Annotated in this window: 28 protein-coding genes and 1 tRNA gene; 10 read left to right on the top strand and 19 right to left on the bottom strand. The window is 64.0% G+C overall.

All coding sequences use genetic code 11. The features are described from left to right. Positions 1-79: 79 nt before the first annotated feature. Both IVB12_RS36320 and IVB12_RS36315 read right to left on the bottom strand, forming a co-directional pair. Positions 80-1,003, bottom strand: coding sequence for a CoA ester lyase (locus IVB12_RS36320; protein ID WP_247307501.1), 924 nt, complete (start codon positions 1,001-1,003; stop codon positions 80-82). A 2-nt stretch (positions 1,004-1,005) separates the two neighbouring features. Next, entirely contained in the window at positions 1,006-2,172 is a 1,167-nt protein-coding gene (locus IVB12_RS36315; RefSeq protein WP_247307498.1) for a CaiB/BaiF CoA-transferase family protein, read from the bottom strand. Positions 2,173-2,540: 368 nt separating this feature from the next. Here IVB12_RS36315 and IVB12_RS36310 point away from each other — a divergent pair, with 368 nt between their 5' ends. Both IVB12_RS36310 and IVB12_RS36305 read left to right on the top strand, forming a co-directional pair. After that, positions 2,541-2,903: a hypothetical protein gene (locus tag IVB12_RS36310; RefSeq protein ID WP_247307495.1), complete on the top strand. Its 363-nt coding sequence runs from the start codon at positions 2,541-2,543 to the stop codon at positions 2,901-2,903. Between the two features lie 371 nt (positions 2,904-3,274). Continuing rightward, complete coding sequence (locus IVB12_RS36305; protein WP_247277487.1) at positions 3,275-3,952, top strand: ParA family protein; 678 nt, start codon at positions 3,275-3,277, stop codon at positions 3,950-3,952. A 158-nt stretch (positions 3,953-4,110) separates the two neighbouring features. Here IVB12_RS36305 and IVB12_RS36300 read toward each other — a convergent pair whose 3' ends face one another. From IVB12_RS36300 to trxB, 5 genes are all read right to left on the bottom strand, one after another. Beyond that, positions 4,111-4,293 carry a hypothetical protein gene (locus tag IVB12_RS36300; protein WP_247307603.1) on the bottom strand — a complete coding sequence of 61 codons (183 nt, stop codon included), beginning with the start codon at positions 4,291-4,293 and terminating at the stop codon, positions 4,111-4,113. A gap of 92 nt (positions 4,294-4,385) precedes the next feature. Continuing rightward, a complete protein-coding gene (locus IVB12_RS36295; RefSeq protein WP_164934661.1) occupies positions 4,386-4,535 on the bottom strand; it encodes a hypothetical protein in 150 nt (49 codons plus the stop codon). A 151-nt stretch (positions 4,536-4,686) separates the two neighbouring features. Continuing rightward, positions 4,687-5,595: a 4-hydroxy-tetrahydrodipicolinate synthase gene (locus IVB12_RS36290; RefSeq protein ID WP_247307492.1), complete on the bottom strand. Its 909-nt coding sequence runs from the start codon at positions 5,593-5,595 to the stop codon at positions 4,687-4,689. 446 nt (positions 5,596-6,041) lie between these two features. Beyond that, positions 6,042-6,965 carry a LysR family transcriptional regulator gene (locus IVB12_RS36285; RefSeq protein WP_247277484.1) on the bottom strand — a complete coding sequence of 308 codons (924 nt, stop codon included), beginning with the start codon at positions 6,963-6,965 and terminating at the stop codon, positions 6,042-6,044. A gap of 4 nt (positions 6,966-6,969) precedes the next feature. Continuing rightward, on the bottom strand, positions 6,970-7,935 hold the full coding sequence (gene trxB / locus IVB12_RS36280; RefSeq protein ID WP_247307488.1) for a thioredoxin-disulfide reductase: 966 nt from the start codon (positions 7,933-7,935) through the stop codon (positions 6,970-6,972). Between the two features lie 265 nt (positions 7,936-8,200). Between trxB and IVB12_RS36275 the strand changes: the two genes are divergently transcribed. Continuing rightward, on the top strand, positions 8,201-8,680 hold the full coding sequence (locus tag IVB12_RS36275) for an Lrp/AsnC family transcriptional regulator (RefSeq protein WP_026312113.1): 480 nt from the start codon (positions 8,201-8,203) through the stop codon (positions 8,678-8,680). Positions 8,681-8,826: 146 nt separating this feature from the next. On the opposite strand, the gene greA is transcribed toward IVB12_RS36275, so the two are convergent. From greA to IVB12_RS36260, 3 genes are all read right to left on the bottom strand, one after another. Continuing rightward, entirely contained in the window at positions 8,827-9,300 is a 474-nt protein-coding gene (greA, locus tag IVB12_RS36270; protein ID WP_247277482.1) for a transcription elongation factor GreA, read from the bottom strand. A 220-nt stretch (positions 9,301-9,520) separates the two neighbouring features. Continuing rightward, the gene (gene carB / locus IVB12_RS36265; protein ID WP_247307485.1) at positions 9,521-12,985 is read right to left on the bottom strand and encodes a carbamoyl-phosphate synthase large subunit; all 3,465 of its coding nucleotides are present in this window, start codon (positions 12,983-12,985) and stop codon (positions 9,521-9,523) included. Positions 12,986-13,126: 141 nt separating this feature from the next. Further along, positions 13,127-14,296 carry an MFS transporter gene (locus IVB12_RS36260; RefSeq protein ID WP_247307474.1) on the bottom strand — a complete coding sequence of 390 codons (1,170 nt, stop codon included), beginning with the start codon at positions 14,294-14,296 and terminating at the stop codon, positions 13,127-13,129. A 109-nt stretch (positions 14,297-14,405) separates the two neighbouring features. On the opposite strand from IVB12_RS36260, the gene IVB12_RS36255 reads away from it, so the two are divergent. Continuing rightward, the gene (locus tag IVB12_RS36255; protein WP_247307471.1) at positions 14,406-14,783 is read left to right on the top strand and encodes a helix-turn-helix transcriptional regulator; all 378 of its coding nucleotides are present in this window, start codon (positions 14,406-14,408) and stop codon (positions 14,781-14,783) included. A 124-nt stretch (positions 14,784-14,907) separates the two neighbouring features. Here the strand turns inward: IVB12_RS36255 and IVB12_RS36250 are convergent. Further along, positions 14,908-14,983 (bottom strand) — tRNA-OTHER (locus tag IVB12_RS36250). A gap of 76 nt (positions 14,984-15,059) precedes the next feature. Beyond that, on the bottom strand, positions 15,060-15,761 hold the full coding sequence (locus IVB12_RS36245) for a class I SAM-dependent methyltransferase (RefSeq protein ID WP_247307470.1): 702 nt from the start codon (positions 15,759-15,761) through the stop codon (positions 15,060-15,062). A 114-nt stretch (positions 15,762-15,875) separates the two neighbouring features. On the opposite strand from IVB12_RS36245, the gene IVB12_RS36240 reads away from it, so the two are divergent. Beyond that, the gene (locus tag IVB12_RS36240) at positions 15,876-16,400 is read left to right on the top strand and encodes a DNA starvation/stationary phase protection protein (protein ID WP_247307467.1); all 525 of its coding nucleotides are present in this window, start codon (positions 15,876-15,878) and stop codon (positions 16,398-16,400) included. Between the two features lie 145 nt (positions 16,401-16,545). Here IVB12_RS36240 and IVB12_RS36235 read toward each other — a convergent pair whose 3' ends face one another. Both IVB12_RS36235 and carA read right to left on the bottom strand, forming a co-directional pair. Next, positions 16,546-17,070, bottom strand: a complete 525-nt coding sequence (locus IVB12_RS36235) for a cupin domain-containing protein (protein ID WP_247307464.1) — start codon at positions 17,068-17,070, stop codon at positions 16,546-16,548. 169 nt (positions 17,071-17,239) lie between these two features. Next, positions 17,240-18,430: a glutamine-hydrolyzing carbamoyl-phosphate synthase small subunit gene (gene carA, locus IVB12_RS36230; RefSeq protein WP_247277475.1), complete on the bottom strand. Its 1,191-nt coding sequence runs from the start codon at positions 18,428-18,430 to the stop codon at positions 17,240-17,242. Positions 18,431-18,658: 228 nt separating this feature from the next. Here carA and IVB12_RS36225 point away from each other — a divergent pair, with 228 nt between their 5' ends. The 3 genes from IVB12_RS36225 (at position 18,659) to IVB12_RS36215 (ending at position 22,167) form a co-directional block, all read left to right on the top strand. Beyond that, positions 18,659-19,114, top strand: a complete 456-nt coding sequence (locus IVB12_RS36225) for a GatB/YqeY domain-containing protein (RefSeq protein WP_247307451.1) — start codon at positions 18,659-18,661, stop codon at positions 19,112-19,114. A gap of 90 nt (positions 19,115-19,204) precedes the next feature. Continuing rightward, positions 19,205-20,344 (top strand): epoxide hydrolase family protein, encoded by a 1,140-nt coding sequence (locus tag IVB12_RS36220; RefSeq protein ID WP_247307448.1) that lies wholly within the window; start codon positions 19,205-19,207, stop codon positions 20,342-20,344. 212 nt (positions 20,345-20,556) lie between these two features. Beyond that, positions 20,557-22,167, top strand: a complete 1,611-nt coding sequence (locus tag IVB12_RS36215) for an acyl-CoA synthetase (RefSeq protein ID WP_247307445.1) — start codon at positions 20,557-20,559, stop codon at positions 22,165-22,167. Positions 22,168-22,340: 173 nt separating this feature from the next. Here the strand turns inward: IVB12_RS36215 and IVB12_RS36210 are convergent, their stop codons facing one another. From IVB12_RS36210 to IVB12_RS36200, 3 genes are read right to left on the bottom strand one after another with little or no spacing between them, the layout of a single operon-like run. Beyond that, complete coding sequence (locus IVB12_RS36210; RefSeq protein ID WP_247307442.1) at positions 22,341-22,853, bottom strand: SRPBCC family protein; 513 nt, start codon at positions 22,851-22,853, stop codon at positions 22,341-22,343. Then, entirely contained in the window at positions 22,850-23,320 is a 471-nt protein-coding gene (locus tag IVB12_RS36205) for an SRPBCC family protein (RefSeq protein ID WP_247277471.1), read from the bottom strand. The genes IVB12_RS36210 and IVB12_RS36205 overlap by 4 nt, the downstream gene beginning before the upstream one ends. Next, positions 23,313-23,627, bottom strand: coding sequence for a metalloregulator ArsR/SmtB family transcription factor (locus tag IVB12_RS36200; protein ID WP_247307438.1), 315 nt, complete (start codon positions 23,625-23,627; stop codon positions 23,313-23,315). The genes IVB12_RS36205 and IVB12_RS36200 overlap by 8 nt, the downstream gene beginning before the upstream one ends. Positions 23,628-23,815: 188 nt before the next feature. Here IVB12_RS36200 and IVB12_RS36195 point away from each other — a divergent pair, with 188 nt between their 5' ends. Then, complete coding sequence (locus tag IVB12_RS36195) at positions 23,816-24,436, top strand: LysE family translocator (protein ID WP_247307435.1); 621 nt, start codon at positions 23,816-23,818, stop codon at positions 24,434-24,436. 3 nt (positions 24,437-24,439) lie between these two features. Here IVB12_RS36195 and IVB12_RS36190 read toward each other — a convergent pair whose 3' ends face one another. Continuing rightward, positions 24,440-25,243, bottom strand: coding sequence for an N-formylglutamate amidohydrolase (locus IVB12_RS36190; RefSeq protein WP_247307432.1), 804 nt, complete (start codon positions 25,241-25,243; stop codon positions 24,440-24,442). 197 nt (positions 25,244-25,440) lie between these two features. On the opposite strand from IVB12_RS36190, the gene IVB12_RS36185 reads away from it, so the two are divergent. Then, the gene (locus IVB12_RS36185) at positions 25,441-25,839 is read left to right on the top strand and encodes a gamma-glutamylcyclotransferase family protein (protein ID WP_247307601.1); all 399 of its coding nucleotides are present in this window, start codon (positions 25,441-25,443) and stop codon (positions 25,837-25,839) included. Here IVB12_RS36185 and IVB12_RS36180 read toward each other — a convergent pair. After that, the gene (locus IVB12_RS36180; RefSeq protein ID WP_247307430.1) at positions 25,836-26,399 is read right to left on the bottom strand and encodes a chlorite dismutase family protein; all 564 of its coding nucleotides are present in this window, start codon (positions 26,397-26,399) and stop codon (positions 25,836-25,838) included. The genes IVB12_RS36185 and IVB12_RS36180 overlap by 4 nt on opposite strands. Positions 26,400-26,580: the final 181 nt, after the last annotated feature.

Below are 26,580 nucleotides of genomic sequence, written 5' to 3'. Positions count from 1 at the left end.
GCCGCTCGCGCTGAGCCGCAACATAAGCTGATGCCTGCTTCTTGAGATCGACGACGATCAATGCGGTGGCCATGCGCCCCTATGACCCCAGCCCGATGATCCTCCGCGCCATGCGCACATTGGCATAGTCGATCATCTTGCCGTCGAGCGTCACCGCGCCCTGGCCTTGCGCCTCGGCGCTCTCCATGGCCTCGACGATCCGCCGTGCCTGCGTCAGTTCCTCGTCCGATGGCATGAACGCACGCAACGTCGGTTCGATCTGGTCGGGATGGATGATTTGTTTGCCGTCAAAGCCCATGGCGGCGGCCTTCTGCGCGCTGCTTTCGGTGAGCCTGGCATCGCGAAAGGCGCCGCACGGGCCGTCGATGGCGCGCAGGCCGAAGGCACGTGCCGCCACCAAGAGGCGCATCATGGGATAGGCGAACAGATCGAGCGGCGCGGACGCGTAGCCGCTTTGCGCCGAGCCGACGTGGCGGTAGCCGTCTGGCGAAATTCCGATGTCGGAGGTGCGGGCCCCGAGCGAGGCCGCGAAGTCGCCGACACCGAGATGAAGCGCGGCGATGCTGTCGTGGCAGGCGGCGAGCGCGTCGACATTGACGAGACCCAGCGCCGTCTCGATCAGCAATTCGAGCGCCACCGGCGCGGGGCGATCCGGCGCAGCCCCGCGCAGCTGGTCGGCAATGGCAACGATGTCGCTGGCGCGCTCCGCCTTCGGCACGATCACCGCATCCAGCCGCGGATGCGCCGCCAGCGCGCGGATCTCCTCTCCGATGAACGAGCTGTCGACGGCGTTGAGCCTGATCGCGATGCGTTTGTTGCCCCAGTCGAGCGATGACAGCGACCGGACAGCTTCCTCCAGCGCAACATCCTTCTCGGATGGCGGCACCGCGTCCTCGAGGTCCATGAACACCGCATCGGCAGCCGAGGCGGCGGCTTTGGCGACAAGGCGGGAGCGATGCGCGGGAACGGCCAGATAGGCCCGCGTCGGCCGCAGTGAGACCATCGTCACGTCTCCCTGGCGAGGCCGAGTTCACCGAGGATGGAATCGTTGTGCTCGCCGACATCAGGCACCGGATCCATCCGCGGCGACAGGCCGGCAATGGTGAGCGCCGGCAGGAAGCTCATCACCGGTCCGCTGGGCGAGCCGACCGTCTGCACCCGCGAGCGCGCGTGGAGTTGCTCATGCTGCAGGAAGGCATCGACCGAGTTCAGATGGGCGTTGGCGATCGAGGCTTCGTCGAGCAGCCGCAGCACCTCTTCGCTGGTCATCGATGCAAAGCGCTGCTCGATATGCGCCTGCAGATCGTCTCGGTTCTGCATGCGCAGCGGATTGGTGCGGAAGCGCAGGTCGTCGGCGAAGCCGGCATCGCCGAGGACGATGCGGCACAGCGACCGCCATTCGCGATCGTTCTGGATGCCGAAGAAGATGGTGTTGCCGTCTCCCACCCGGAACGGGCCGTACGGCGCGATCGTCGCGTGCCGCGCGCCGGTTCGCGGCAGCGGCCGGCCCGTACTGTGCGTGTAGAAGGCGGGATAGCTCATCCAGTCCGTGATGGAATCGAACAACGAAGCCTGGAAGGCGGTGCCCTTGCCGGTCCGCTCACGGCGATACAGCGCCATCAGCACGCCATTGAGGATGTGCATGCCGGTGGCGATATCGACCACGGAAAGCCCGACCTTTGCCGGCTCCGCCTCGGTGCCGTTGACGGCGAGCACGCCGGCCTCGCACTGGACCAGCAGATCGTAGGCCTTCTTGTTGCTGTAGGGGCCTCCGGTCCCATAGCCTGAAACGTCGCAGGCGATGATCCGCGGGAATTTGCGCAAGAGAGATGCGGCGTCGAGGCCCAGCCGCTCCGCCGCGCCGGGCGCGAGGTTTTGGATGAAGACGTCGGCCCGCGGCAGCAGGGCGTCGAGCACCTTGCGGCCATCGGGACTCTTGATGTCGATCGCGAGGCTTTCCTTCGAACGATTGGTCCAGACGAACTGGCTCGACATGCCGTTCATCACATGATCGTAGTCCCGGCAGAAATCGCCGTCGCCCGGCCGCTCGATCTTGATGACCCGCGCACCCCAATCCGCCAGATGCCGGCTGGCAAGCGGCGCCGCAATCGCCTGCTCGAGCGAGACCACCGTCACGCCCGACAGCGGCAGCTCCGTCTCATTCCCATCCATGCGATCGCTCCACTCCCGTGCGCTCTTGATCAGCGCAGGAGACAAGCCGATCCATCCCACGCGCATTCTTTGATGATGACATGATGCCCCTGTTTTGCCCGACGAGTCAAATTCGAATTCGTGAAATCCTAATACTGGAAATGCTGAGGGATTGCCGTGACTTGCCTACTGTGCATGGGGTTGTTTTCGCGGTTTTTGTTTGGGGCCTGCTGAACCAGCACGCTGTAGGCCGCTTTCGCCCGTGGGAACTGCAGGCCCTCACCGCCTGTTGCCGAGACCGCACACGTTGCGCCTTTCGCATCCCCCTCCGGTTGCCAATCAACCGCCGTTCACCCACTATCTCACCTGTTCGACATGTGGGGGGATCGATGCCGGCGTTTCGCTCGAAGAAGTCCTTTGCAAAACCCTTGGCCGTTGCCAGCCTCGGCATTGCCCTGGCCGTCCTGGCCCTGCCGCGCGCCGGCTTCGCCTACACCCAGGAAGAGCAGCAGGCCTGCTCGCCCGACGCGATGCGGCTGTGCGGCGAGTTCGTGCCGAACGTCGATGCCATCACCGCCTGCATGATCGCGAAGAAGTCGCAGCTCTCGCCGCAATGCCGGGTGTTCTTCCGGCCAGGACCCGAGCCGGGCGAGGTCCGTGCCGGCAAGCCGACCAACATCGCGCCCAAGGCCGCGAGGAAGAGCACCAAGCCGGCGCCGAAAGCCAAGAAGAAGAAATCCGAGCAGGGCTGAGCGCGACAGCGCGCTTTCTTCCCTGAAGTTCGGCAGCCGCGTTTCCTCCCCTGGACTCGTTTTGTTCGCGCGACCGGCGCGCCGGCTTGCGGCAATTCCAAGCGCACACGACAAAAGAAGAGTCGCGAATCAGTTTGCGCGGCAAGGTTGCGTTCCGCTTTGTCCCGCTTCGCTGCTCAAAAAGCGCATGATCGCTCGCGCAGGCCGCATTTCATTGCGATTGTATCGGGCGTCGCACCAGGCAGTGTGACTCAAAAGCCAACACGCCTTGTTATTTCGTGGCGGCAACGCAACTCCCGATAAATTTTTCTTTCACGAATCAGCGCGCTGATTCATTTTCGAGCCACGGGGTCAATCTGGAGGCCGAAGGTATGAACGTTATTGTTTTTGCATCACGTAAAGGCGGTTCGGGCAAGAGTACCCTCGCTGCCCATCTCGCCGCGCAGATCAAGGCGAGCAAGCAGGTCATGCTGGTGGACGCCGATCCGCAAGGCTCGCTCACGCTCTGGCACAAGCTGCGCGGCACCAACGAGCCGTCGATCAAGGCGGCCGTGAACTCCGTCAGCGGCATCGTCTCCGCGGCCAGGCGCGACGGTTATGAATGGGTGTTGATCGACACGCCGCCGAACCTGTCGGCCGTCGTCGACGACGCGATCAGGAACGCGACGATGGTGATCATTCCGGCGCGTCCCGGCGTGTTCGACGTCAACGCGGTGCAGGAAACCATCCAGATGTGCCGCGCCGCGCGCAAGCCCTATGCGGTCGTGCTCAACGGTGCGCCGGCGCGCCGCGACGAGACCGAAAGCCCGATCGTCACCATCGCCCGCGAGGCGCTGGCGAAATTCCGCGCCCCGGTGTGGGGCGGCCAGATCACCAACCGTTCGGATCTCCTGATGGCGCTCAGCCACGGCGAAGGCGCGCGCGAGTATCAGGCCGAGAGCCGCGCGGCTCAGGAAATTGCAAGACTGTGGGCGGCGATCGAGCGTTCAGTGAAGGCTATTCGCGGCACGGCGTCGGCTTCCGGCGCAATGCACAAGCAGGCGGCATAATTTCATTATTCATTTCCCCCGACGAAAAAACGCGCGGACGAGCCGCGCGTTTTGCGTTTCTGCCGTCACCTGTCTTTCCGCGATGGCGCGCAAGCGCCAGACCCGGAATCTCGCGAGTCCGGATTCGCCCTTCGGTCGATCCGGAATGACGAGCTGAGCTACGCCACCATCAGCATGTAGAACACGATCACCGGCGACAGGGTGAGGATCACCGACCAGATGCCGACGGCCCAGAGAATGTCCTCCGTGGTAAAGCTCTGCTGTCCGGCGTCGTAATGCGACGCCATTTCATTCTGACTATTCACAAACGCCCCCGCGATTTCTTCGCTTATGGGCGCCAGTGATACGCGGGATGTTTTAAAATTCCGGGTCGCAGCTGGCCGTGCATTTTGAACACAGGTGCTACCACGGGTTAACCATCCGCGTGGCGCTGTCAGCCCGCCAGCCAAACGCGAAACAGCAGCACCGGCATCAGGCCGAGCATCACCGCCCAGAACCCGAACGACGACACCACCAGAATTCCCTGCAAGAGATCGGCCGGCGCGAATTGGCTCGCGGCCGTCGGCCGGGTGCGATGTCCCATGGTCATTCCCCCGTTTGAAAGTCTTGGCGGAAACGATAGGCGCGATTGCGTAAACGAGGCGTGGATGCACCATGCGGCAGACGCGAAGGCGGTTGGCGCGCGGTTAACCATGCAGGCGTTCTTACCCTCCTCCGAAGGCGGAGGGTAAGCGCTAGGCCGCGGCTTTCATCCGTCGCTCGATCTCGCGATCGATCGTGGCGGCGAGCTCGCTGCTCACTTCCACCATCGGCAGGCGCACTTCGGGGCTGTCGATGAGGCCGCTGCGCCACAGCCAGTACTTCGCCGGCGCAGGGCTCGGTTCGGCGAACAGCAGCCGTGTGAGCTCGGCGACCTCCTGCCAGCGCGCCATCGCGGCATCGTGATTGCCGCGCTTGAGTTCCGCATACACCGCCGCAAATGTCGCGGTCTCGACATGGGCTGACAGCACGATGCCGCCGTCGGCGCCGTCGGTGAGCGCCTCGAAATAATTTGCGTCCTCGCCGGTGAGCACGCGAAAATCCTTCGGCCTGTCGCGCAGCAGCGCGATCGATTGTTCGCGGCTCGCGCCGCAATCCTTCAGGCCGACGATGTTCTTGTGTTCGGCAAGCCGCAGCATGGTCTGGTTGGTGACGTTGACCGCGCAGCGGTAGGGAATGTTGTAGAGCGCAATCGGCCAGGCGGCGTGATCGGCGAGCGACTCGAAATGCGCCAGCAGCCCGCGCCGCGACGGCCGCACATAGTATGGACTCGCGATCAGATAACCGTCGATCGGCCAGTCCGTGGTCTCGTCGAGGCGATCCTTCAGCCGCGAGGTGTCCGCGCCCGACAGCCCGAGGCAGATCGGCAAGGTGCGGCGGCCCGCCGCCACCTCGTCGCGGACGACGGCGACGAGGCGCTCGAGTTCAGTGTCGCGCAGCGTCATGCCTTCACCCGAAGTCGCCCCCAGGATGAGGCCGTCGATGGCCTGTGCGCCGTAGTGCCGCGTCAGCCGCCGCAGTGACGTCTCGTCGAGACGGCCGTCGCGAAACGGCGTCACCAGCGGCAGCCACAGCCCGTGCAATTGGTCTCGTAGTTCGGTCATGTTTCCATCTCCTTCTCGGGAAAAAGGCCTGAGACGGAGGGCACATGAAAAAACCCCGTCCAGGCGGCGGGGTTTCGGGATTTGCTGCGATGACGAAGCCGGTATTAGCGCGCGCAAAAATCCGAGGTCCCCGCATGGGGACCTTTTTTCGAGATGACTGCGCACGACTTCGTGATCATCCGCAAATGATGCGGGGTATGCCCAAGCCTGTCAATACACGCGGAAGGCGAAAGGCAATTTTGACGAAAAAAAGCCGGACCCGAAGGCCCGGCTTAGGTATTGGCCACGTGAGGCCGACACAATCACCTTCCAAGAGGGATTACTGAACTCCCGCGCCACTGGAGGAGGGGGACAAATGCGCAACGCGAAGGCTCAGCGTGCAAACAGTATGGGCTTGACGAGCGCCGTCCAGCAACAGCCGAGGCCGCATGTCAGTCATGCGGAAATCAGGACGGCCAGCGCTGCGCCTTGCTGACCACGAAGTCGCGGAACACTTGCACGCGTGCAACCGTCTTCAACTCCTCGGGATAGACGAAATAGGTGTCGAGCTGGATCGAATCCGATTCACCGAACAGCTGCACCAGTTTGTTCTGTTCCTCGACGAGGTAGTCGGGCAGGGCGGCGATGCCGAGGCCCTGCTGACAGGCGCGCACGAGGCCGAGGATGTTGTTGACCTTGAAGTAGGCTTCGCGCGGACCCGAGCCGTTGCGACCGGCTTCGATCAGCCAATTGCGGTTCTGAAGATGCGGGGCGAAGTTGCCGTCCGACAACGTGATGATGCGGTGGGAGTCGAGCTCCTCCAGCGTGCGCGGCGTGCCGAAGCGCTTGATGTATTCCGGCGAGCAATAGGCGTGGAAGCCCATCGCGAACAGCTTGCGCTGGATCAGATCTGGCTGGGTCGGCTTGCGGGTGCGGATCGCGACGTCCGCCTCGCGCATCGACAGGTCGAGCTCCTCGTCGGTGACGATCAAGGAGATCCGGATCTCCGGATAGAGCGCGGTGAACTCGCCGAGCCGCGGGATCAGCCAGTTGATGCCGACGCCAGGCGTGGTGGTGATCTTGAGGTCGCCGCTCGGCCGCTCGCGGCTGTCGGTCAGCTTGGCGCGCGCCGCCTGCAGCTGCATGAACACGTCATGCGCGGTGCGGAACAGCAGGTCGCCCTGCTCGGTCAGGATCAGGCCGCGGGCGTGGCGGTGGAACAGCGAGACCGAGAGCTCCTGCTCCAGCGCCGAGACCTGGCGCGATACCGCCGATTGCGACAGGCCGAGCTGCTCGCCCGCATGCGTGAAGCTGCCCGCTTCCGCCGCCGCGTGAAACACCTTCAGCTTGTCCCAGTCCATATCCGTAAATCCGTCGCGTGTTCGGGGCATGATTCTATTCCGCTGCCGCGCGCTCGCTGGCGCGAAGGGCCAAGAAACGTTCGGCTTCGAGTGCGGCCATGCAGCCGAGGCCGGCGGCCGTCACGGCCTGGCGATAAGTCTCGTCGGCCACATCGCCGGCGGCGAATAGGCCGGGCACCGAGGTCGCGGTCGAGTTCGGGGCAACCTCGACGTAGCCCGACGGCTTGAGCTTGACCTGGCCCTTGACGAGCTCGGTCGCCGGGGCGTGGCCGATGGCGATGAAGATGCCGTCGGTCTTCACGTTCGTGAGCGCGCCGGTCTTGACGTTCTTGAGGCGCACATGGGTGACCTTGTTCGGGTTCTCGGTGCCGCAGATCTCGTCGACGGCTGAGTCCCAGATCACCTTGATTTTGGGGTGCTTGAACAGACGCTCCTGCAGGATGCGCTCGGCGCGGAAGTGATCGCGACGATGCACGATGGTGACCTGGGAGGCATGGTTGGTGAGGTACAGGGCTTCCTCGACCGCGGTATTGCCGCCGCCGACCACCACGACCTCCTTGTTGCGGTAGAAGAAGCCATCGCACGTGGCACAGGCCGACACGCCGCCGCCCTGGAATTTTGCTTCGGACGGCAGCCCGAGCCAGCGCGCCTGCGCGCCTGTGGCGAGGATGACGGTGTCGGCAAGATAGACGTCACCGCTGTCACAGGTGAGGCGGAACGGCCGCTGCGCAGTTTCCAGCTTGGTGACTAGGTCGGAGACGATCTTGGTGCCGACATGGACCGCCTGCTTCTCCATCTGCTCCATCAGCCAGGGGCCCTGGATCACGTCGGCGAAGCCTGGATAGTTCTCGACGTCGGTGGTGATGGTGAGCTGACCGCCCGGCTGGATGCCCTGGATCAGGATCGGCTCGAGCATCGCACGCGCGGCGTAGATCGCCGCCGTGTAACCGGCGGGGCCGGAGCCGATGATGACGACCTTGGCATGAACAGGAGCGGACATTTCGGTGGACGCCTTTCACGGGGGATTTGCAGCGCGGGCGCGGAACGTGCCGGGAGGCCTCGCGGAGGCGCTGAAATATCAGAGCTAATCTAAGCCTTCTGGTGAGCTATGCAAGAATTGCATTCCCTATCGGCGGATTTTTCCAACAAGGAACAAAAGTCGATTGCGCTGCACGCGCAATAAAATTGCGCTGGGCGTGTGGACTGGGTATGAGGATTGCGACAAGCCACCCAATACCGCCGCCGAGGCCAGGAGTTCCAATCACGTGTCGCGGAGCCTAGACGAGATCGACCTGAAAATTCTCACCGAGATTCAGGCCGACGGTCGAATCACGAATGTCGAGCTGGCAAAACGCGTCGGCATCTCGCCGCCACCCTGCCTGCGCCGCGTCCGGGCGCTGGAGGAGGAGGGCTATATCCATGGCTATCGAGGCCTGCTGGACGCCCGCAAGCTCGGCTTCGACGTCACCGTATTTGCCGCCGTGCACCTGTCCAGCCAGGCCGAAGCGGATTTGCGCGCCTTCGAGGAATTCGTCCGCGCCGAGCCCTTGGTGCGGGAATGCTGGATGCTGTCGGGCGAGGTCGATTTCATCCTGAAATGCGTCGCCCCCGACATGGCGACGTTCCAGGATTTCGTCACGCACCTGACCGCTGCGCCCCATGTGCGCAACGTGCGGACGTCGCTGGTGCTGCACAATTCGAAATATGAGGCGGCGGTGCCGCTCGAGGTGAAGGGGCGACGGTAGCTGGGGTGATCGCATGCCCCGGATGAAGCGCAGCGCATCTTCAGCGATGCGCTGCAGCGCCGGGAGATGACCGAGGGCCACAAACGAGAAGGCCGCCGCGCATTGCGCGGCCTTTTCGCAATGGCGTCACGGGCAGCGGCAAATCTCTACCGCCACTCCACCTTGGTGATCTCATATGCCTTGGCGCCGCCCGGCGTGTTGACCTCGACGGAGGCGCCCTTCTTCTTGCCGATCAGGGCGCGGGCGAGCGGCGAGGTGATGGAGATGCGGCCCTTCTTGGCGTCGGCCTCGACCTCGCCGACGATCTGCCACACCGTCTTCTTGTCGGTGTCCTCGTCGACCAGCGTCACGGTGGCGCCGAACTTGATGGTGTCGCCGGAGAGCTTCGAGATGTCGATGATGTCGGCGCGCGCGAGCTTGTCCTCGAGCTCGGCGATGCGGCCCTCATTGTGGGACTGCTCTTCCTTCGCGGCATGATATTCCGCGTTCTCCGACAGGTCTCCGTGCGAGCGCGCCTCCGCGATATGCTCGATGATCCGCGGACGGTCTACAGACTGGCGCTGCTTCAATTCTTCCCCGAGCGCGACAAAGCCGGCCTGGGTCATCGGAACCTTTTCCATCTCTTCTCTCGTCCTCCAGCTGCGCGCCCATAAAGGGTGGGCGCGGCAACCTTGATGCGTCGGTGTTCCCGGGGCTGAACATGCGCCCACCGGGATATTATTTCGGGTCTGGCGCCGGAACAGAACACTCACATGGCCGGACAGTTCCTCCCGCCATTGTGGCTTCCTTGCCAATCACTTAGCGGAAGGCTGAGCCCTCAAGGCCCAGCCCCGCTAGCAATCAGGTTTCCGAAAAGTAGCTCTGCAGGGTCCGAACCTCAAGGTCCCCGCCCAGATAGGCGCGGATGCCCTGCGCGGCCGCCACGGCCCCGGAAAGAGTGGTGTAATACGGCACTTTATGCAAGAGGGCCGCGCGCCGCAGCGAGCGGCTGTCGGCGAGCGCCTGCGGGCCTTCGGTGGTGTTGAAGACGAGCTGGACGTCGCCATTGGTGATGGCATCGACGATATGCGGCCGGCCCTCCAGCACCTTGTTCACCTTCTCGGTCGGGATGCCCTGATCGGTCAGGAAGCGCTGGGTGCCCGAGGTCGCCAGCACCTTGAAGCCGAGCGAATGCAGTTCGCGCACAGCCTCGGCGATGCGTGTCTTGTCGCTCTCGCGCACCGAGACGAACACCGTGCCCTTGCGCGGCACCCGCGTGCCGCCGCCGAGCTGGCTCTTGGCGAACGCCACCGCAAACGAGCGGTCGATGCCCATGACCTCGCCCGTCGAGCGCATCTCCGGGCCGAGCACCGTGTCGACGCCGGGGAAGCGCGCGAACGGGAACACCGATTCCTTGACGCCAACGTGCTTGAGCTCCGCCTTCTTTAGCTTGAAATCGGCGAGCTTCTCGCCGGCCATGATGCGCGCGGCGATCTTCGCGACCGGCGTGCCGATCACCTTGGCGACGAACGGCACCGTGCGCGAGGCGCGCGGATTGACTTCGAGCACGTAGATCTCGCCGTCCTTGATGGCGTATTGCACGTTCATCAGGCCGACCACGTCGAGGCCGAGCGCGAGTTCGCGGGTCTGCCGCTCCAGCTCCTCGATCATCCCGGCATCGAGCGAATGCGGCGGCAGCGAGCAGGCGCTATCGCCGGAATGGATGCCGGCTTCCTCGATGTGCTCCATGATGCCGACGATGAAAGTGTCCTTGCCGTCACAGAGGCAGTCGACGTCGATTTCGGTCGCGTCCGAGAGATAGCGGTCGAACAGCAGCGGGTTCTTGCCGAGCACGGTGTTGATCTGCCCGGTCTTGTCGTTGGGATAGCGCGCCTTGACGTCGGCGGGCACCAGCTCCGGCAGCGTGCCGAGCAGATAGTCGTTGAGCTGGTTCTCCTCGCGGATGATCTGCATGGCGCGGCCGCCGAGCACATAGGACGGACGCACCACCAGCGGCAGGCCGAGATCGGCGGAGACGAGCCTCGCCTGCTCGACCGAATAGGCGATACCGTTCTTCGGCTGCTTGAGCCGCAGCTTGTCGAGCACGCGCTTGAAGCGGTCGCGATCCTCGGCAAGATCGATGGCATCGGGCGAGGTGCCGAGGATCGGCACTTCGGCCGCTTCCAGCGCGCGCGCCAGCTTCAGCGGGGTCTGGCCGCCAAACTGCACGATCACGCCGTGCAGCGTGCCCTTGCTGCGCTCCTTGGCGATGATCTCCAGCACGTCCTCGGCGGTGAGCGGCTCGAAATAGAGCCGGTCGGCAGTGTCGTAATCGGTCGATACGGTCTCCGGATTGCAGTTGACCATGATGGATTCGTAGCCGGCATCGTGCAGCGCGAAGCAGGCGTGACAGCAGCAATAGTCGAACTCGATGCCCTGGCCGATGCGGTTCGGTCCGCCGCCGAGGATGATGACCTTCTTCTTGTCGGACGGAGTGCTCTCGTCCGCAGGCGCACCCGCAAACGGCGCCTCATAGGTCGAATACATATAGGCGGTGGGAGAGGCGAACTCGGCCGCACAGGTGTCGATGCGCTTGTAGACGGGACGAACGCCGAGCGCGTGGCGCTTCGCCGTCACCTCGGCTTCCGTCGTCCCGGCGAGCACTGCGAGGCGCGCATCGGAGAAGCCCATGGACTTGAGCGTGCGCATGCCGAAGGCATTGCCCGGCAGGCCGTTCTTGCGAACCTTCTCCTCCATGTCGACGATGCCGCGCATCTCGCCGAGGAACCACGGATCGATCTTGCAGGAGTTGAAGATGTCCTCGTTGGACCAGCCGAGCCGCATGGCCTGGGCGACCTGGAGCAGCCGGTTCGGCGTCGGCGTGCCGAGCGCGGCGCGGATCGCATTCTTGTCGTCGTCGCGGCCGAGACCCTCGATCTCGATCTCATCGAGGCCGGTCAATCCGGTTTCGAGCCCGCGCAAGGCCTTCTGAAGACTTTCCTGGAAGGTGCGGCCGATCGCCATGACTTCGCCGACCGACTTCATCGAGGTCGTCAGCGTGGTCGAGGCACCCGGAAATTTCTCGAAGGCGAAGCGCGGCACCTTGGTGACGACGTAGTCGATCGTCGGCTCGAACGAGGCCGGCGTGGCGCCGCCGGTGATGTCATTGGCGATCTCGTCGAGGGTGTAGCCGACCGCGAGCTTGGCAGCGACCTTCGCGATCGGAAAGCCGGTGGCCTTCGAGGCCAGTGCGGATGAGCGCGACACGCGCGGATTCATCTCGATGACGACCATGCGGCCGTCTTCGGGATTGACGCCGAACTGCACGTTGGAGCCGCCGGTCTCGACCCCGATCTCGCGCAGCACCGCCAGCGAGGCGTCGCGCATGATCTGGTATTCCTTGTCGGTCAGCGTCAGGGCGGGCGCCACGGTGATGGAATCGCCGGTATGCACGCCCATCGGATCGAGGTTCTCGATCGAGCAGACGATGATGCAATTGTCCTTCTTGTCGCGCACCACCTCCATCTCGTACTCTTTCCAGCCGAGCACGGATTCTTCGATCAGCACTTCGTTGGTGGGCGATGCATCAAGGCCGCGCTCGATGATGTCGAGGAACTCTTCCTTATTGTAGGCGATGCCGCCGCCGGTGCCGCCCATCGTGAAGGAGGGCCGGATGATTGCGGGCAGGCCGATCTCGGAGAGCGCCATCATCGCCTGGCCCAGCGCATATTCCTGATAGCGCTTGCGGCGGTCGCTTTCGCCAAGCGTCCATTGCCGGTCGAGCTCTTCGAGCGCCGCGCCCGACAGCTTCTCGCGTTCGGCATGGTATTTGTCGCGGAACGACTTCTTCAGCTCGGACGCGTTGGCGAGCCGCGACTTCGGCGTCTGCAGACCGATCTTCTCCATGGCGTTGCGGAACAACTGGCGGTCCTCGGCCTTGTCGATCGCATCCGCGGTCGCGCCGATCATCTCGACGTCGAACTTTTCCAGCGTGCCCTGCCGGCGCAGCGATAGCGCGCAGTTCAGCGCTGTCTGGCCGCCCATGGTCGGCAGCAGCGCGAAGCCGCCGGGAACGACGTAGCGCTCCTTCTCGATGATCTTGGCGACGATCTCGGGCGTGATCGGCTCGATATAGGTCGCATCGGCCAATTCCGGGTCGGTCATGATGGTGGCCGGGTTGGAATTGACGAGGACGATGCGATAGCCCTCTTCCTTCAGCGTCTTCACCGCCTGCGTGCCGGAATAGTCGAATTCGCAGGCCTGGCCGATCACGATGGGACCGGCGCCGATGATCAGGATGGTGGTGATGTCTGTACGTTTGGGCATCAACTCTCGCCGGACTGGGATTTGGGCAAAAAAAAGGGCGCGCTACCGCGCGTCCCTGTGGCCGAGAGCGCGGTGGTCTCCCTCGCGCGCGGGTGGGTCTTAGACCAGTTTTCGGGGCGGCGAAACCCCGAAAAACGCCCATCAACCGGCAATTTTGACCGGTTTTGGCCGCGCCTGCCAGCCGCGGCCGAGGTGCACCAGAAGCGAGGCCGCAACGCTCATACCGCCGATCCAGCCGAGGTCATTGGGCGAGAGAGTGGCCAGCACCGCGCCGCCCAAGGCGCCCCCGATGGCGAAGCCGAGATACATTGCCGAGGCGTTGAGCGAGAGCGCGATCATCGAGGCCTGCGGCTCGATCCGGATGATGCTGGCGATCTGGGCTGGATAGAACGCCCAGCCCGAGACGCCCCAGAGGAAGATCGCGCCCAGCACCGCATAATGCGCCTGTCCGGGCATCAGCTTCAGCACCAGCGAATGCAGGATCAGCGCACTCGCCATGCCGGCGAGCCCGAGCGCGGCGGTGGCGAGCGTGCCGAGCCGGTCGGCCAGGACGCCGCCGAGCATGTTGCCGATCGCGGCGGCGCCGCCGAACACCAGCAGTGCCAGACTGATCTGCGAGGCGTCAAAGCCGAGGCTGCGCAGGGGAACGGCGAAATAGGTGAACACGGTGAAGCCGCCAAGCGCCCATAAAATTGTGATCACAAGCGCGATCAAGACATTGCTGTGACGCGCCACCGCCAGCCGCTCGCTCAGCGAGGCAGTGTTGCGCGGCAGGCCTTTGGGAAGCCCAAGCAGAAGGCCGGCGAGTGCCAGCGTGCCGATCAGGGCGACCATGGCAAAGGTGGCGCGCCAGCCGAGCAGGCTGCCGACGAGATTGCCAAGGGGGACGCCGATGACGGTTGCGACCGTAAGGCCCGAGGTGACGAGGGCCACCGCACGTCCGCGCCGTTCGGGCGAGGCGACCGCCACGGACACCGCCAGCGCGGTCGGCATGCACAGTCCCGAGCCCAGCGCCATCAGCATGCGCGAGGCCAGCAGCAGGGTGTAGCTGGATGCCACCATTGCGGCGAGGTTGCCGGCGACGAAGGTCGTCAGCGCCAGAGCCAGCACGGTGCGGCGGTCGATATTGTTGAGCGCCACCGCCAGGATTGGCGAGCCCACGGCATAGGTGAGGGCGTAAGCCGTGACCAGCTGCCCGGCGGCCGAGACCGAAATCGAGAGCTCAGTGGCGATCGCGGGTAAAAGTCCTGCAATGACAAAGCCTTCAGTGCCGATCGCGAAAGCCGCCAAGGCCAGCCAGAACACGCTCATGAGAGAGATCCTTATGTTCAACGTTTATTGAACTATCGGTTGGGCCGGTCGAGGTGTCAATTGGTTCAAGAACTATTGAACATTGCGGCCTTGTCGCTATGATGGACCCATGAGCCGCATGCCGCTTCACCCGACCCGCGAGCAGATCGAGCTGCCGATGGTCCTGGATTGCCTAAGCGATCCGATCCGATTGGCGATCGTCTACCAGCTCGCGCAGCAAGAACGTGTCAGCAGCGAGCTCTGCTGTGGCGATTTCAGCGGCCTCGGCGGCAAGTCCAACCTCGCCTATCACTTTGCCAAGCTGCGCGAATGCGGCCTGATGCAGACCCGCGTGGCCGGCACCAACCGTTTCATGCGGCTGCGCCGGGAGGATCTGGATGCGCGCTTCCCGGGCCTGCTCGATGCCGTGATCAAGTCGGCGGCTAAAGATGCGGATCGGCTTCAATTGCTGCCGGAGTGCGAAGTGGTCAGCGCGGATCGCAAGTGAGCGGATTGCGCGATTGGAGCGCCAGCCTGTCTTCTCTTCCGCTGCGCTCCAGCTACGCCGGACACGCTTCGCCCCTACGCGTCGTGCGTGGCCGCGCCACGCGTAGCCCCGCAGGGGCGAAGCGTGGAGACCCGGCCTGGATTTGAACCAGGATGAAGAGCGTTGCACCGCCCTCGCGTAGACGCTTCCGCCACCGGGCCGCATCGATCATTACCGATCGGAGGCGCGGCAGGCCACCTCGGCTGGTCGTTATGCTTAACGGATCAGAGATGATGCTTAACGGATCAGAGATGGCCGCACGATGAAGGTCATGCGCCAGCGATTATGGCCGATATTGGTGTGCGCGCGCTGGACCACGAACCCGGCCGCCGTCAGCTTCGCGGTGATCTCCGCCTCGCTGTAGCGCTGGAGCCCGATGCGCGAGCGCAGCTGGCGATAGTCCGAGAGCGCGGTGCTGATCAGCCCGATCAGCGCGTCCTTCAGGAAGCCGTGCCGCCGGCCGAAGCTGAGCAGCGCCATCACGTCCCTGACCATGCCGACATTGGGCTGGAGGATGTCCCCGAGCACCAGCTTGCCGGAGGGTTTTAGGATCCGGCGGATGTTGAGGAGAGCGCCATCCAGCTCGTCCGGCGTCATGTATTGCGCGACCGAGTTCATCACGACGAGATCGATCGACTGGTCCTGCATCTTGCGGACGTCATCGAGCGAACGGACGCGGATCTTGGTGTTCGGAGCGAACCGCGCGATCAGCCGGCCGCGCACTCCCGGCGCGGGCTCCGCGAGGATCAGCTTGCCACAGGCGGCGGCCACCTGGTTCGCCGACAGCGCCTCGCCGCAGGCATAGTCCAGCACCACGGCGTCGGACGAGGGGATATAGCCGATGATGTCCCGCGCAATGATCTGGAAGTGCAAGTCGCGATGCAGCTTGCTGACATAGATCGTATGCGTGGAGTCGTAATAATCGATCCAATCGTCCATGCTATTCGAAGGTCCCGGCCAAACGGTTCCGCCAACGGAACCGGCGCTGCCCGCCTTGCGTTAGGGGTGCGACGGCGCGCCGTCAATGTCCGCGTCCTAACAGGAAGGTCTCCCGTGAGCAAAACCAACAACAAGGTCTCGCCCGATCTCGACACCCCCACCGATCTGCCGCCCGATGGGGTCAAGAAGGTCTCGGAGGCGCTCAACGTGCTTCTGGCCGACGCATTCGCGCTGTATCTGAAAACCAAGAATTTCCACTGGCACATCAGCGGCCGGCATTTCCGCGATTATCATTTGCTGCTCGACGAGCAGTCCGACCAGATCTTCGCCACCACCGACCAGCTCGCCGAGCGCGTCCGCAAGATCGGCGGCACCACGCTGAGGTCGATCGGCCAGGTCGCAAAACTCCAGACCATCAAGGACAACAACGAGGACTACGTTCCGCCGCGCGAGATGCTGCGCGAGCTGATGCAGGACAACAAGCATGTCGCGGCGGCGATGCGTAAGGCGCACGAGGTCTGCGACGAAGCCGGCGATGTCGCCAGCGCCAGCATCCTCGAAAACTTCATCGACGAGACCGAGCGCCGCACCTGGTTCCTGTTCGAAGCCACAAGGCAGGAGGGCAGCAACGCGGCATAGGGCGAGCTTGTAGGGCTTGCTTGTAGGGTGGGTTAGCCTTGCGGTTGCGCGAAGCGCAGTCGCTGGGCGTAACCCACCGCTCTTGCATCCGCGATGACAGAGATGGTGGGTTACGCCTTCGGCTAACCCGCCCTACGCGCTCGATTCACGAGTGCCACAACCTCATCAGCGCGCCTTCCTTGCCCGTCACCGGATCGGCCGGTGGCATCGCGACTTGCGGAATCGTCTTCAGCGCCTTGGCGTGATTTTCAGCCGTCGCCCGCGTGATCTCCATCTTGGCGCCTGGCGGATAAGCGCCGATCACGCAGAAATCGTCGCTCGCCTTGATGCATTGGTGGCCGGTACCGGCCGGCAGGATCGCGACGTCGCCCGCCTTGATCTGAAGCTCCTGGCCATGGTCGCCGCCGAAGCGGACGCGAGCGCTGCCGCGCGCAACGCCGAGCACCTCATGCACGGTCGAATGATAGTGCAGATAATCGTAGATGCCGTTGCGCCACGTGCCGCCCCAGCCGTTCGCTTCGAACAGCTCTTCGATAGTCTCTTCCGGCTGCTCCGGATCGAGCTTCACCGCGCCCTGGTAAACCAGGAACGGGAGGATGTTGTTTGGCACGAGCCCGTCATCTTCGAACACGATGGCGAGCGGCTCGGCCTTGTCGCGGACGACGGACATGGCGGGCTCCTGCTACACGAGAGTGCCCGGACAACATTTCACCCTGTGCAGGCGTTCCTCGATAGGTCTCGTGTCCCGGACGCGATGCGTCGCTGAGCCCGGACACGAAACGCCGTGTCTATAGGCCCCGGTTCAGCAGCGGATCACGCCGCAAAGGCGATAGCGCGCCTTACGCGCTCTTCTTCTGCCGCATCAGATCGGCAAAGCGCTGGAACAGATAGTGCGAGTCACGCGGGCCGGGCGAAGCCTCCGGGTGGTACTGCACCGAAAACACCGGCTTGCCGTCGAGCTGGATGCCGCAATTTGAGCCGTCGAACAGCGAGATGTGGGTCTGCGTCGCACCCTTCGGCAAAGTCGTCTCGTCCACGGCAAAGCCGTGGTTCATCGAGGTGATCTCGACCTTGCCGGTGGTCTCGTCCTTGACGGGATGGTTGGCGCCGTGATGGCCCTGGTGCATCTTCTTGGTCTTGGCGCCGACGGCGAGACCGAGCATCTGGTGACCGAGGCAAATGCCGAAGGTCGGCGTGCCCGACTTGATCACGTCCCGGATCACAGGAACGGCATATTTGCCGGTTGCGGCCGGATCGCCCGGGCCGTTCGACAGAAAGACGCCGTCCGGCTTCATCGCAAGGATATCCTCAGATGAAGTCGTTGCCGGCACCACCGTCACCTTGCAGCCGACACCGGCGAGCAGGCGCAAGATGTTGCGCTTGATGCCGTAATCGATCGCCACCACGTTGAACTCCGGCTTGTCCTGGCGGCCGAAACCCTTGTCCCACAGCCAGGGAGTCTCGTCCCAGGTGAAGCGCTGGCCGGAGGTGACCATCGGCACGAGGTCCATGCCTTCGAGGCCCGGCCACTCGCGCGCCTCTTCCTTGAGACCGTGCAGATCGAACTCGCCCTTCTTGGAATGCGCGATCACGGCGTTGGGCATGCCGTTGGAGCGGATCAGCGCGGTCAGCGCGCGGGTGTCGATGCCGGAGAGGCCGATGATGCCGCGGGCCCTCAGCCACTGGTCGAGGTGCTTGGTGGCGCGGTAGTTCGAGGGATCGGTGATCGCGGTGCGCAAGATCACGCCGCGCGCCCCGGGCGTTGCCGCCATGTTCACCGTCTCGATATCTTCCTCGTTGGTCCCGACATTGCCGATATGCGGGAAGGTGAAGGTGATGAGCTGGCCGGCATAGGAGGGATCGGTCAAAATCTCCTCATAGCCGGTCATCGCGGTGTTGAAGCAGACCTCGCCGACGGCGTGGCCTTCGGCGCCGAGACCGAAGCCTTCAAGCACCGTGCCGTCGGCAAGCACGAGGAGCGCGGTCGGTTTGTGGTCCGGCCAGGCGGGATCGTTGTCATGTTGTGTCATGAGCGCGTTTCATAGTCTGCGCGGGCGCCGCCGTCAAAGCGGGACAGGCCGGATTCACATGCGTTTTTGCATATTTGACGGGCGGCTTCGGGCACTTAAGGCGGAACTGGCAACTTTGCGCCATTTCGAGCCCCGGCAAGGAAACAATGCACCGGAGGGCCGGTCCGGTATGGCCTCTTGCCCGCGAACGGCTTAGATCAGGCGCGACAGATTGAGAGGACCCGACCAATGCTGCGCGACGACATCAACAATGCGGTCAAGGAGGCCATGAAGGCCAAGGACGAGCGCAAGCTGTCCACGCTGCGCATGGTCAATTCGACCATCAAGAATGCCGACATCGATGCTCGTGGCAGCGGCAAGCCGCCGCTGTCGGACGCCGACATCCTTGCGGTGCTGCAGAAGATGATCAAGCAGCGCCAGGAGGCCGTTGAGCTTTACGACAAGGGCGGCCGCGCCGAGCTCGCCGCCCAGGAGCGCGAGGAGATCGCGGTGATCTCGGCGTATTTGCCGAAGCAGATGTCGGACGACGAGGTGAAGAAAGCGATCTCGGATGCGATCACTGAAACCGGCGCGGCCGGCATGAAAGACATGGGCAAGGTGATCGCAGCGTTGCGGGCGAAGTACGCGGGACAGATGGATTTCGGTAAAGCCAGCGGCTTGGTGAAGGCCGCATTGTCGGGCTAGGCTTTTCCCTCTCCCTTCTGGACGAGGGTGGCTCGCTTTGATGCCGCATCAGTTCGGTCTATTCTCTCAAAACGAAAATGGGGAGGCATGATGACCGGCGCCATCAAACCGTTCCGCATCGCCATCAGCGACGACGTCCTCGCCGACCTCAAGTCGCGCCTCGCCCGCACCCGCTGGCCGGAGGCGGAGCTGGTCGATGATTGGAGCCAGGGCGCGCCGCTGCAATGGATCCGGGAGATCTGCAGCTATTGGGCTGATGGCTACGACTGGCGCGCCCGCGAAGCAAAGCTGAACCGCTTCGAGCAGTTCACCACCGAGATCGACGGACTCGACATCCATTTCCTGCATGTGCGCTCGACGCAGCCGTCCGCGCTGCCGCTGATCATCACCCATGGCTGGCCCGGCTCGATCGTCGAATTCCAGAAAGTGATCGCGCCGCTGGTCGATCCTGCCGGGCATGGCGGCAATCCGGCTGATGCGTTTCATGTCGTCTGTCCCTCGCTGCCGGGCTTCGGCTTCTCGGCCAAGCCGAAGACCACGGGCTGGGGCGTCGACCGCATCGCGGCGACCTGGGCGAAGCTGATGGACCGGCTGGGCTACGCGCGATACGGCGCGCAGGGCGGCGACTGGGGCTCGGCGGTGACGAGCTCGCTCGGCGCGCAGGACGCCGAGCATTGCGCTGGCATCCACATCACATTGTCCTTCAACTCGCCGCCACGCATCGAGGGCCAGCCGACGGCGGAAGAGAAGCGCGCGCTCGCCGGGCTCAAGCATTATGTCGATCTCGATTCCGGCTATTCCAAGCAGCAGTCGACGCGGCCGCAGACGCTCGGCTATGGCCTGACGGATTCGCCGAGCGGGCAGGCGGCCTGGATACTGGAAAAATTCTGGGCCTGGACCGATTGCAACGGCCATCCCGAGAACATCTTCACCAAGGACGAGCTGCTTGACAACGTCATGCTGTACTGGGCGACGGAGACTGCGACGTCCTCTGCGCGGCTCTATTGGGAAAGTTTCGGCAAGCGCCGCGCCACGCCTGTCGTCAAGCTGCCGACGGGCGTCGCGGTGTTTCCCAAGGAGATCATCACGCCGGTGCGACGCTGGATGGAGCCCAACTTCCTCAACATCACGCATTGGAGCGAGATGGAGAAGGGCGGCCATTTCGCCGCCTTCGAGCAGCCCGAGCTGTTCGTGCGCGATGTCCGGACGTTTTTTGCGACGGTGCGGTAAGTCTCACCGTCATGCCGGGGCGCCCCGGCTTGTCCGCCGAAGCTTGATGAGCGAGGGCGGAAGGGCGAGCCCGGAATCTATCGCGCCACGGGAAATGCCGCATGATGGATTCCGGGTTCGAAGCTGGTGTCGGCCCGCAATGACCGCGTGGGGCTTGTCCCGAGCATCCACGGCTCTAGACTGGGCGACAACTCCCCTGGAAACGTGCTGCCATGCTGACCGAAGCCGCAACTTACGACGAGCTCTATCGCAATTTCCGCTGGGACATTCCGGCGCGATTCAACATCGCGGAGGCGTGCTGCGATCGCCACGCCGACGGCAGCGGCCGGCTCGCGCTGATCTATGTCGACGAGAACGGCCTGACCACGCGCACGTCCTTTGACGAGATCGCCGAGATGTCGCGCCGCTTCGCCAACGTGCTGAAGGCGGATGGGCTGTCGCGCGGTGACCGCGTCGCGGTGTTCCTGTCGCAGTCATTGGAGCTGCCGATCGTACACATGGCTGCGTTCCGCACGGGCCTGATCTCGATTCCGCTATTCGCGCTGTTCGGCGAGGACGCGCTGGAATTCCGCCTGTCGAATTCCGAGGCCAAGGCCATCGTGACTGACGAAGGAGGCTGGGAGAAGCTGGCGAGGATCCGCGATCGCCTGCCGGAGCTGACGAACGTCTATGTCGTCGGCGAGCGCGTTCCGGCAGGCGCGAAATCGTTCTGGGATTCGGTGAAAGCGGCCTCACCCGACTTCATGCGGGTCGACACCTCCGCCGATGATCCCGCACTGATCATCTATACCTCTGGCACGACCGGCAATCCCAAAGGCGCCCTGCATGCGCACCGCGTCGTGCTCGGCCATCTGCCGAATGTGGAGATGTGCCACAACTTCCTGCCGCGCGCCGGCGATCTTATGTGGACGCCGGCGGACTGGGCCTGGATCGGCGGCCTCGTCAACGGCCTCTTGGCGTTCTGGTATCACGGCATTCCCCTGGTCGGTCATCGCGCGCGCAAATTCGAGCCGCAGGCAGCGATGCAGATGATGGCCGATCTCGGCGTGCGCAATGTCTTCCTGCCGCCGACGGCACTGAAGCTGATGCGACAGGCCGGCGTGAAGCACCCCGGCGTCAAGCTGCGCAGCATTTTTACCGGCGGTGAATCTCTGGGTGGCGAATTGCTCGGCTGGGTGCGCGAGACCTTCGGCATCGATGCGCACGAAGTGTTCGGCCAGACCGAGTGCAACCTGGTGATCGGCAGCAATTCCAACCTGTTTCCGATCCGCCCCGGCGCGATGGGCAAGGCAACGCCAGGCTTCGACGTCCGCATCGTCAACGACAAGGGCGAGGAATTGGCGCGCGGTCAGCGCGGCATCATCGGTGTGCGCCAGCCATGTCCCGTCACCATGCTCGAATATTGGCGCAATCCGGAGGCGACGGCGAAGAAATATGCCGGCGAATTCCTGCTCACCGGCGACCTCGGCGTGCAGGATGAGGACGGCTATTTCTGGTATGTCAGCCGCGAGGACGACGTCATCACCACCGCCGGCTATCGCGTCGGCCCGTCCGAGATCGAGCATACGCTGATGAAGCATCCGTCGGTGGCGATGGCCGCGGTGGTCGGCATTCCCGATCCGATCCGAACCGAATCGATCAAGGCTTGGATCGTGTTGCGCCCCGGCTTCACCCGCAGCGACGCACTCGCGCGCGAGATCCAGGAGTTCGTCAAGGTGCAGCTTGCCGCCCACGAATATCCCCGCTTCGTCGCCTTCGCGGAGACGCTGCCGATGACCGCCACCGGCAAGGTGCTGCGGCGCGAGCTGCGGGCGAAAGGTTAGCCTCTGACAATGGCAAAGACGCCTCAAGCCCCCGGGGCCCATAACCGTACGAGATGTTGTGGGCGCGAAGCCGTAACCACGAGTCTTCGCCAAAACTTCACTCTTCGCTATGGCGCCCGGATCGGCGCCCGCTGAGGCGCGCTTGTCTGGGACGAACACGGAAACCGTCGCACCTACGGCGTCTTGATGCCCATCGCCTTCAGCGCATCGAGCATCCGCTGTGGCGGGCCCGGCTTGACGACCAGCGGCTTGCCGGTCTCGAGCAGGCTCTTGAGGCTGGACAGGATCGCCGGCCAGCCGGAGCGCCCGCCTGCGAGTATGTCGTCGCTGAGCGGGCGGTCGTGGCCTTCGCTCATGGTGAGCCGGACCGCATCGCCGGCCTGTGCGATCTCGTAGGTGACGAGGGTCGGGCCGAGCTTCTCGATCAGATCGGGCCAGTTCACGTTGAACGTGACCGCGAGCTTGCGCGGCGGATCGTAGGCGAGAACCTCGCCGCTGATGTGCACGGCGCCGTCGGGCGTGCGCACGATGAAGGTGCCGCCGAGCCGTGGCTCGACCTCGACGGCATTGCCGAAGAAATACTGTCGGCTGAACTCCGCCGAGGTCAGCGCCTCCCACACCTTCTCGGGCGTGGAGGCGATGTAGATGGTGTAGACGGTCAGCGGCGTGAACTGCTCGAGCTTCATTTTGCGTCGAATCCCTTGTTGAGCGCCGTGCGCGGGATGGCGAGTACTTTGCCTCTCTCCAGCAGGCTCTTGAGCCCGGACAGGATCGCCGGCCAGCCATTGGAGACGGCGCCGAGATACTTGCCGCCCTCGACAAACCCGTCATGCAGCACGGTCAAACGCACCAGCGAGCCGAACGGTTCGATGGTGAAGACGACGCGCGATATCGGCTCGCCGCGCAGCTCCTCGTATTTCTGGTGCTTGAAACTGTAGGACAATCGCCGCGGCGGATCGGCTTCGAGGATTTCGCCGGAATCGGTGATCTCGCCGTCGAGCGTGAGGGCGAAGGAAGAGCCTACCTTCCAGTCGGATCTGACCTCGGCGCCGAACCAGTATTGCCGCGTAAACGCGCTGTTGGTTAGCGCCTCCCAAGCTTTTTCCGGCGTGGTCTCGATGTAGGTGACGTAGACGAATTCCGGCTTACTCATCGCGTTTCTCCAGCTGACGTTTCAACTCGCTGAGTGCGGCGAGCTTGCCGCGCTCGAATTTCCTGATCCAGCGTTCGCCGATCTGATGGATCGGCACGGGGTTGAGATAGTGCAGCTTCTCGCGGCCATGCCTGATGGTGGTGACGAGATTGGCCTCCTCCAGAATGCCAAGGTGCTTGGTCACCGCCTGACGCGTCATGGCAAGGCCTTCGCAGAGCTCGTTCAGCGTCTGGCCGTTCCGGGCGTGAAGCCTGTCCAGCAGCGACCGTCGTGACGCATCGGCGAGCGCTTTGAAGACCTCATCCATGGTTATGATGATAGGCAACCAAATGGTTGCATGTCAAGCGGGCTCGAGAAATCATGTTGGTCGCGTGCAGTCTCTCCGCGTGCGGGACGAGGCGAAGAGCTTCCCGCAAGCGGGAACACGAGATCTGCGAGCTTCCGTTCCCGCCTCCGCCATGCATTAATGCGTACAAACCGCAGCGAGTCCTCCCCATGATGTCCATGCAAGCCTATCTCGCCTTCGTCGCCGCCTGCATCGCGCTGGCGTTGCTGCCGGGGCCGATCGTCACCCTCGTCATTGCCAACGGCCTGCGGCACGGCACCCGCGCGGCGCTCACCAACGTTGCCGGCGCGCAAGCGGGTCTTGCCATCGTGATCGGCATCGTCGCGGTCGGTCTGACCTCGCTGATGGCGACCATGGGGTACTGGTTCGACTGGGTGCGCTTTGCCGGCGCCGCCTATTTGGTGTGGCTCGGCATCAAGTTGATCTGGACGCCGGTCGACGGCGTCGACGTCGACGCGCCGCCTCCGCCGCCGCGCGGCGGCTTCTTCCTGCAAGGATTCCTGGTGCTGCTGTCGAACCCGAAAGTGCTGGTGTTCTTCGGCGCCTTCATTCCGCAGTTCATGGACATGAACCAGCCGCACTTTCCGCAAGTCGCGCTGCTTGGTGCCACCTTCATGGTCACGGCGGTCATGACCGACGCGCTCTACGCCATCGCCGCCGGCCGCGCCCGAAAATTCTTCTCGGCCCGCCGCACGCGGATGATGTCGCGCATTTCCGGCGGCTTCATGATCGGCGGCGGCATCTGGCTGGCGCTGACCAGGGCGAAGTGAGGCTCACACCAACATCTGAGTCTTCAGCTCAACCTCGATCTCGGCAAGGATCCGCGCCAGCCGTTCCGCCCATTGCTGCTGGCCGGACTGGTCGGCGATCAGATCCTGGCGGATCTCGATGCCGGTGTTGACGAGGCCGCGCGCCTCGCCGTGCACGGGGATGGTGTAGTCGGTGAGGTCGTTCACCGCATAGGGCTCGTTGTCGCCGACGACGAGATCGCTTTCAGCGCGGAGATGTTTCAAGAGGAGCTGCGGCAGCACGGTGTCGCGGTTATAGAGGGCGCCGACGTGCCAGGGCCGCGCGACGCCGGCATAGACCGGCGTAAAGCTGTGCAGCGACACCAGTACTGTCGGCCGCTTGTCGCGCAGGCGGCGGTTGATCGCGGCGTCGATGCGATGATGATAGGGCGCGAAGATCTCGCGCCGCCGCGCCTCGCGCTCCCATTCCGAAATGCCCTCGTTGCGCGGAATCGCGGTGGCTTCGGAGATCACGGGAATCGAGCTCACAGCCGCGGGCGGGCGGTTGCAGTCGATCACGAGCCGCGAATAGCGCTGCGCGATCAGATGCACGTCGAGCATTTTTGCGAGCCGCTCGGCGACGCCGGCGATGCCGATGTCCCAAGCGATGTGCCTGACAAGCTCGTTTTCCGCGACGCCAAGATTGCCGAGCGTGCGCGGCAGCACCCGCCCGTAGTGATCCGCGGTGAGCAGGAAGGGTGATTGGCCTGCCGCATTCACCTCATGCACTGGCGCAATGTCGCCCTCGCCGAGGAGTTGATCGGTCGCGTCGGCCGTATCTAAAGCCATCCTGATTGCCTATGGAAAAGCTGTCGCCCTGAAGTTCGAAGAAAATCGGTATAGATTGGTTCGCTTCAAATCACCATGCTTGACCGAGGATGCCGCTGAGAGCGTCATTGCCTGCACATCGTCCTACTGGCTTTCGCCAGGACGACAGCGAATATGCGACGTTGTCGTTCCGCGCCATTGCCAGCTATACACACCGGATGACCTGCGATCGTCTCTTCGTCTACGGCACCCTGATGCGCGGCTTCGATCATCCGATGGCGCGGCTGCTCGCGGCACATGCGGATTTCCTTGGCGATGCGACCTGCCGCGGTCGGCTGGTCCTGGTGAAGCATTATCCGGGGCTATTGCTGTCGGACGCCCCGTCCGACATCGTCCATGGCGAGCTGTTTCACTTACGCGCGGGCGACGAGCTGCTGCGCGAGCTCGACATGTACGAGGCCTGCGGCGAAGGCTTTCCGGAGCCGACCGAATATCTGCGGCAGCTGATCGACGTGTCGCTGCCGGACGGCACCAGCAGCAAGGCCTGGACCTATGTCTACAACTGGCCCGTCACCGATCTTCCGCGCATCGAGTCCGGCCGTTTCCTGGAGCATTAGGCCGACAGCACCTCCTTCACCATGCGGATGTCAACCTCGCGCTCGACATAGGTCCACTCCTCGGTCTGCCGCAGCATCGCCACCAGCTCTTCGAACAACGCGGCATCAACCGGTGCGAATTCGAACCAGGTCAGAAAGTCGAAAGGCCCGCCGAGGTCGCGGCAATGATAGAGCTGGCGCGCGATGGCGGGCAGGTAGCGCAGGCTGCTCGCGATGTGGTGCGATCTGTCCTCGAAGATCTTGCGGCGCTCTTCCTGCGTCAGCTCCCACCAGGCCTGCGACTTGCGGATCGGGATCAGCGCTGCGCTGGTCGCCTCTAACCGGCCGAGGCCGGCCTGCACGGCGACGAGCTGCTGCTTCTCAGGCCGCTCGGTGTAACGCAAGCTGCTCGCGACGCCGACCAGCCGCCACGCGTTGCGCGAGGGCACCAGCGGCAACGAGACGGCCTCACTGTCGGTCACCGACAGTGCCGGCACGAAGGGCAGGGGCTCGCCCCGCACGGGCGAGATCGACGTCACGCGCCAGCCCCCGCTCTGGCCGCCTCGAAAGGTCCTGAACATGGGGGTATGGAAGCGTGGAACCGGGCGCGGTTCAAGGCCTCTCTCCAAGTCATTTGCGGGGCGTTCGAAGCGCGAGCCCGGAAATCCATTTCCGCCAGCGGTCCGGTGGCGCGATGGATTCCAGGGTCGCGCTCTGCGCGCCCCGGAATGACGCGGGCTGTGAACAGCGCGTATAATCCCG

Origin of the sequence: Bradyrhizobium sp. 179, assembly GCF_023073535.1 — a bacterium.
In the GTDB taxonomy this organism is placed as follows: Bacteria; Pseudomonadota; Alphaproteobacteria; order Rhizobiales; family Xanthobacteraceae; genus Bradyrhizobium.
Note: the sequence above shows the minus strand (reverse complement) of the source record. Positions and strands in the feature narration are given on the sequence as shown.

Coding starts and splice junctions, on each gene's coding strand:
- trxB (WP_247307488.1), bottom strand. CDS start 7,935: ATGTCCGCTCCTGTTCATGCCAAGGTCGTCATCATCGGCTCCGGCCCC.
- IVB12_RS36290 (WP_247307492.1), bottom strand. CDS start 5,595: ATGACCGAACTACGAGACCAATTGCACGGGCTGTGGCTGCCGCTGGTG.
- IVB12_RS36200 (WP_247307438.1), bottom strand. CDS start 23,627: ATGGATGAGGTCTTCAAAGCGCTCGCCGATGCGTCACGACGGTCGCTG.
- IVB12_RS36315 (WP_247307498.1), bottom strand. CDS start 2,172: ATGGATGGGAATGAGACGGAGCTGCCGCTGTCGGGCGTGACGGTGGTC.
- IVB12_RS36255 (WP_247307471.1), top strand. CDS start 14,406: ATGAGCCGCATGCCGCTTCACCCGACCCGCGAGCAGATCGAGCTGCCG.
- greA (WP_247277482.1), bottom strand. CDS start 9,300: ATGGAAAAGGTTCCGATGACCCAGGCCGGCTTTGTCGCGCTCGGGGAA.
- IVB12_RS36205 (WP_247277471.1), bottom strand. CDS start 23,320: ATGAGTAAGCCGGAATTCGTCTACGTCACCTACATCGAGACCACGCCG.
- IVB12_RS36215 (WP_247307445.1), top strand. CDS start 20,557: ATGCTGACCGAAGCCGCAACTTACGACGAGCTCTATCGCAATTTCCGC.
- carB (WP_247307485.1), bottom strand. CDS start 12,985: ATGCCCAAACGTACAGACATCACCACCATCCTGATCATCGGCGCCGGT.
- carA (WP_247277475.1), bottom strand. CDS start 18,430: ATGACACAACATGACAACGATCCCGCCTGGCCGGACCACAAACCGACC.
- IVB12_RS36260 (WP_247307474.1), bottom strand. CDS start 14,296: ATGAGCGTGTTCTGGCTGGCCTTGGCGGCTTTCGCGATCGGCACTGAA.
- IVB12_RS36305 (WP_247277487.1), top strand. CDS start 3,275: ATGAACGTTATTGTTTTTGCATCACGTAAAGGCGGTTCGGGCAAGAGT.
- IVB12_RS36220 (WP_247307448.1), top strand. CDS start 19,205: ATGACCGGCGCCATCAAACCGTTCCGCATCGCCATCAGCGACGACGTC.
- IVB12_RS36190 (WP_247307432.1), bottom strand. CDS start 25,243: ATGGCTTTAGATACGGCCGACGCGACCGATCAACTCCTCGGCGAGGGC.
- IVB12_RS36185 (WP_247307601.1), top strand. CDS start 25,441: ATGACCTGCGATCGTCTCTTCGTCTACGGCACCCTGATGCGCGGCTTC.
- IVB12_RS36310 (WP_247307495.1), top strand. CDS start 2,541: ATGCCGGCGTTTCGCTCGAAGAAGTCCTTTGCAAAACCCTTGGCCGTT.
- IVB12_RS36235 (WP_247307464.1), bottom strand. CDS start 17,070: ATGTCCGTCGTCCGCGACAAGGCCGAGCCGCTCGCCATCGTGTTCGAA.
- IVB12_RS36225 (WP_247307451.1), top strand. CDS start 18,659: ATGCTGCGCGACGACATCAACAATGCGGTCAAGGAGGCCATGAAGGCC.
- IVB12_RS36320 (WP_247307501.1), bottom strand. CDS start 1,003: ATGGTCTCACTGCGGCCGACGCGGGCCTATCTGGCCGTTCCCGCGCAT.
- IVB12_RS36245 (WP_247307470.1), bottom strand. CDS start 15,761: ATGGACGATTGGATCGATTATTACGACTCCACGCATACGATCTATGTC.
- IVB12_RS36285 (WP_247277484.1), bottom strand. CDS start 6,965: ATGCCCCGAACACGCGACGGATTTACGGATATGGACTGGGACAAGCTG.
- IVB12_RS36180 (WP_247307430.1), bottom strand. CDS start 26,399: ATGTTCAGGACCTTTCGAGGCGGCCAGAGCGGGGGCTGGCGCGTGACG.
- IVB12_RS36295 (WP_164934661.1), bottom strand. CDS start 4,535: ATGGGACATCGCACCCGGCCGACGGCCGCGAGCCAATTCGCGCCGGCC.
- IVB12_RS36210 (WP_247307442.1), bottom strand. CDS start 22,853: ATGAAGCTCGAGCAGTTCACGCCGCTGACCGTCTACACCATCTACATC.
- IVB12_RS36195 (WP_247307435.1), top strand. CDS start 23,816: ATGATGTCCATGCAAGCCTATCTCGCCTTCGTCGCCGCCTGCATCGCG.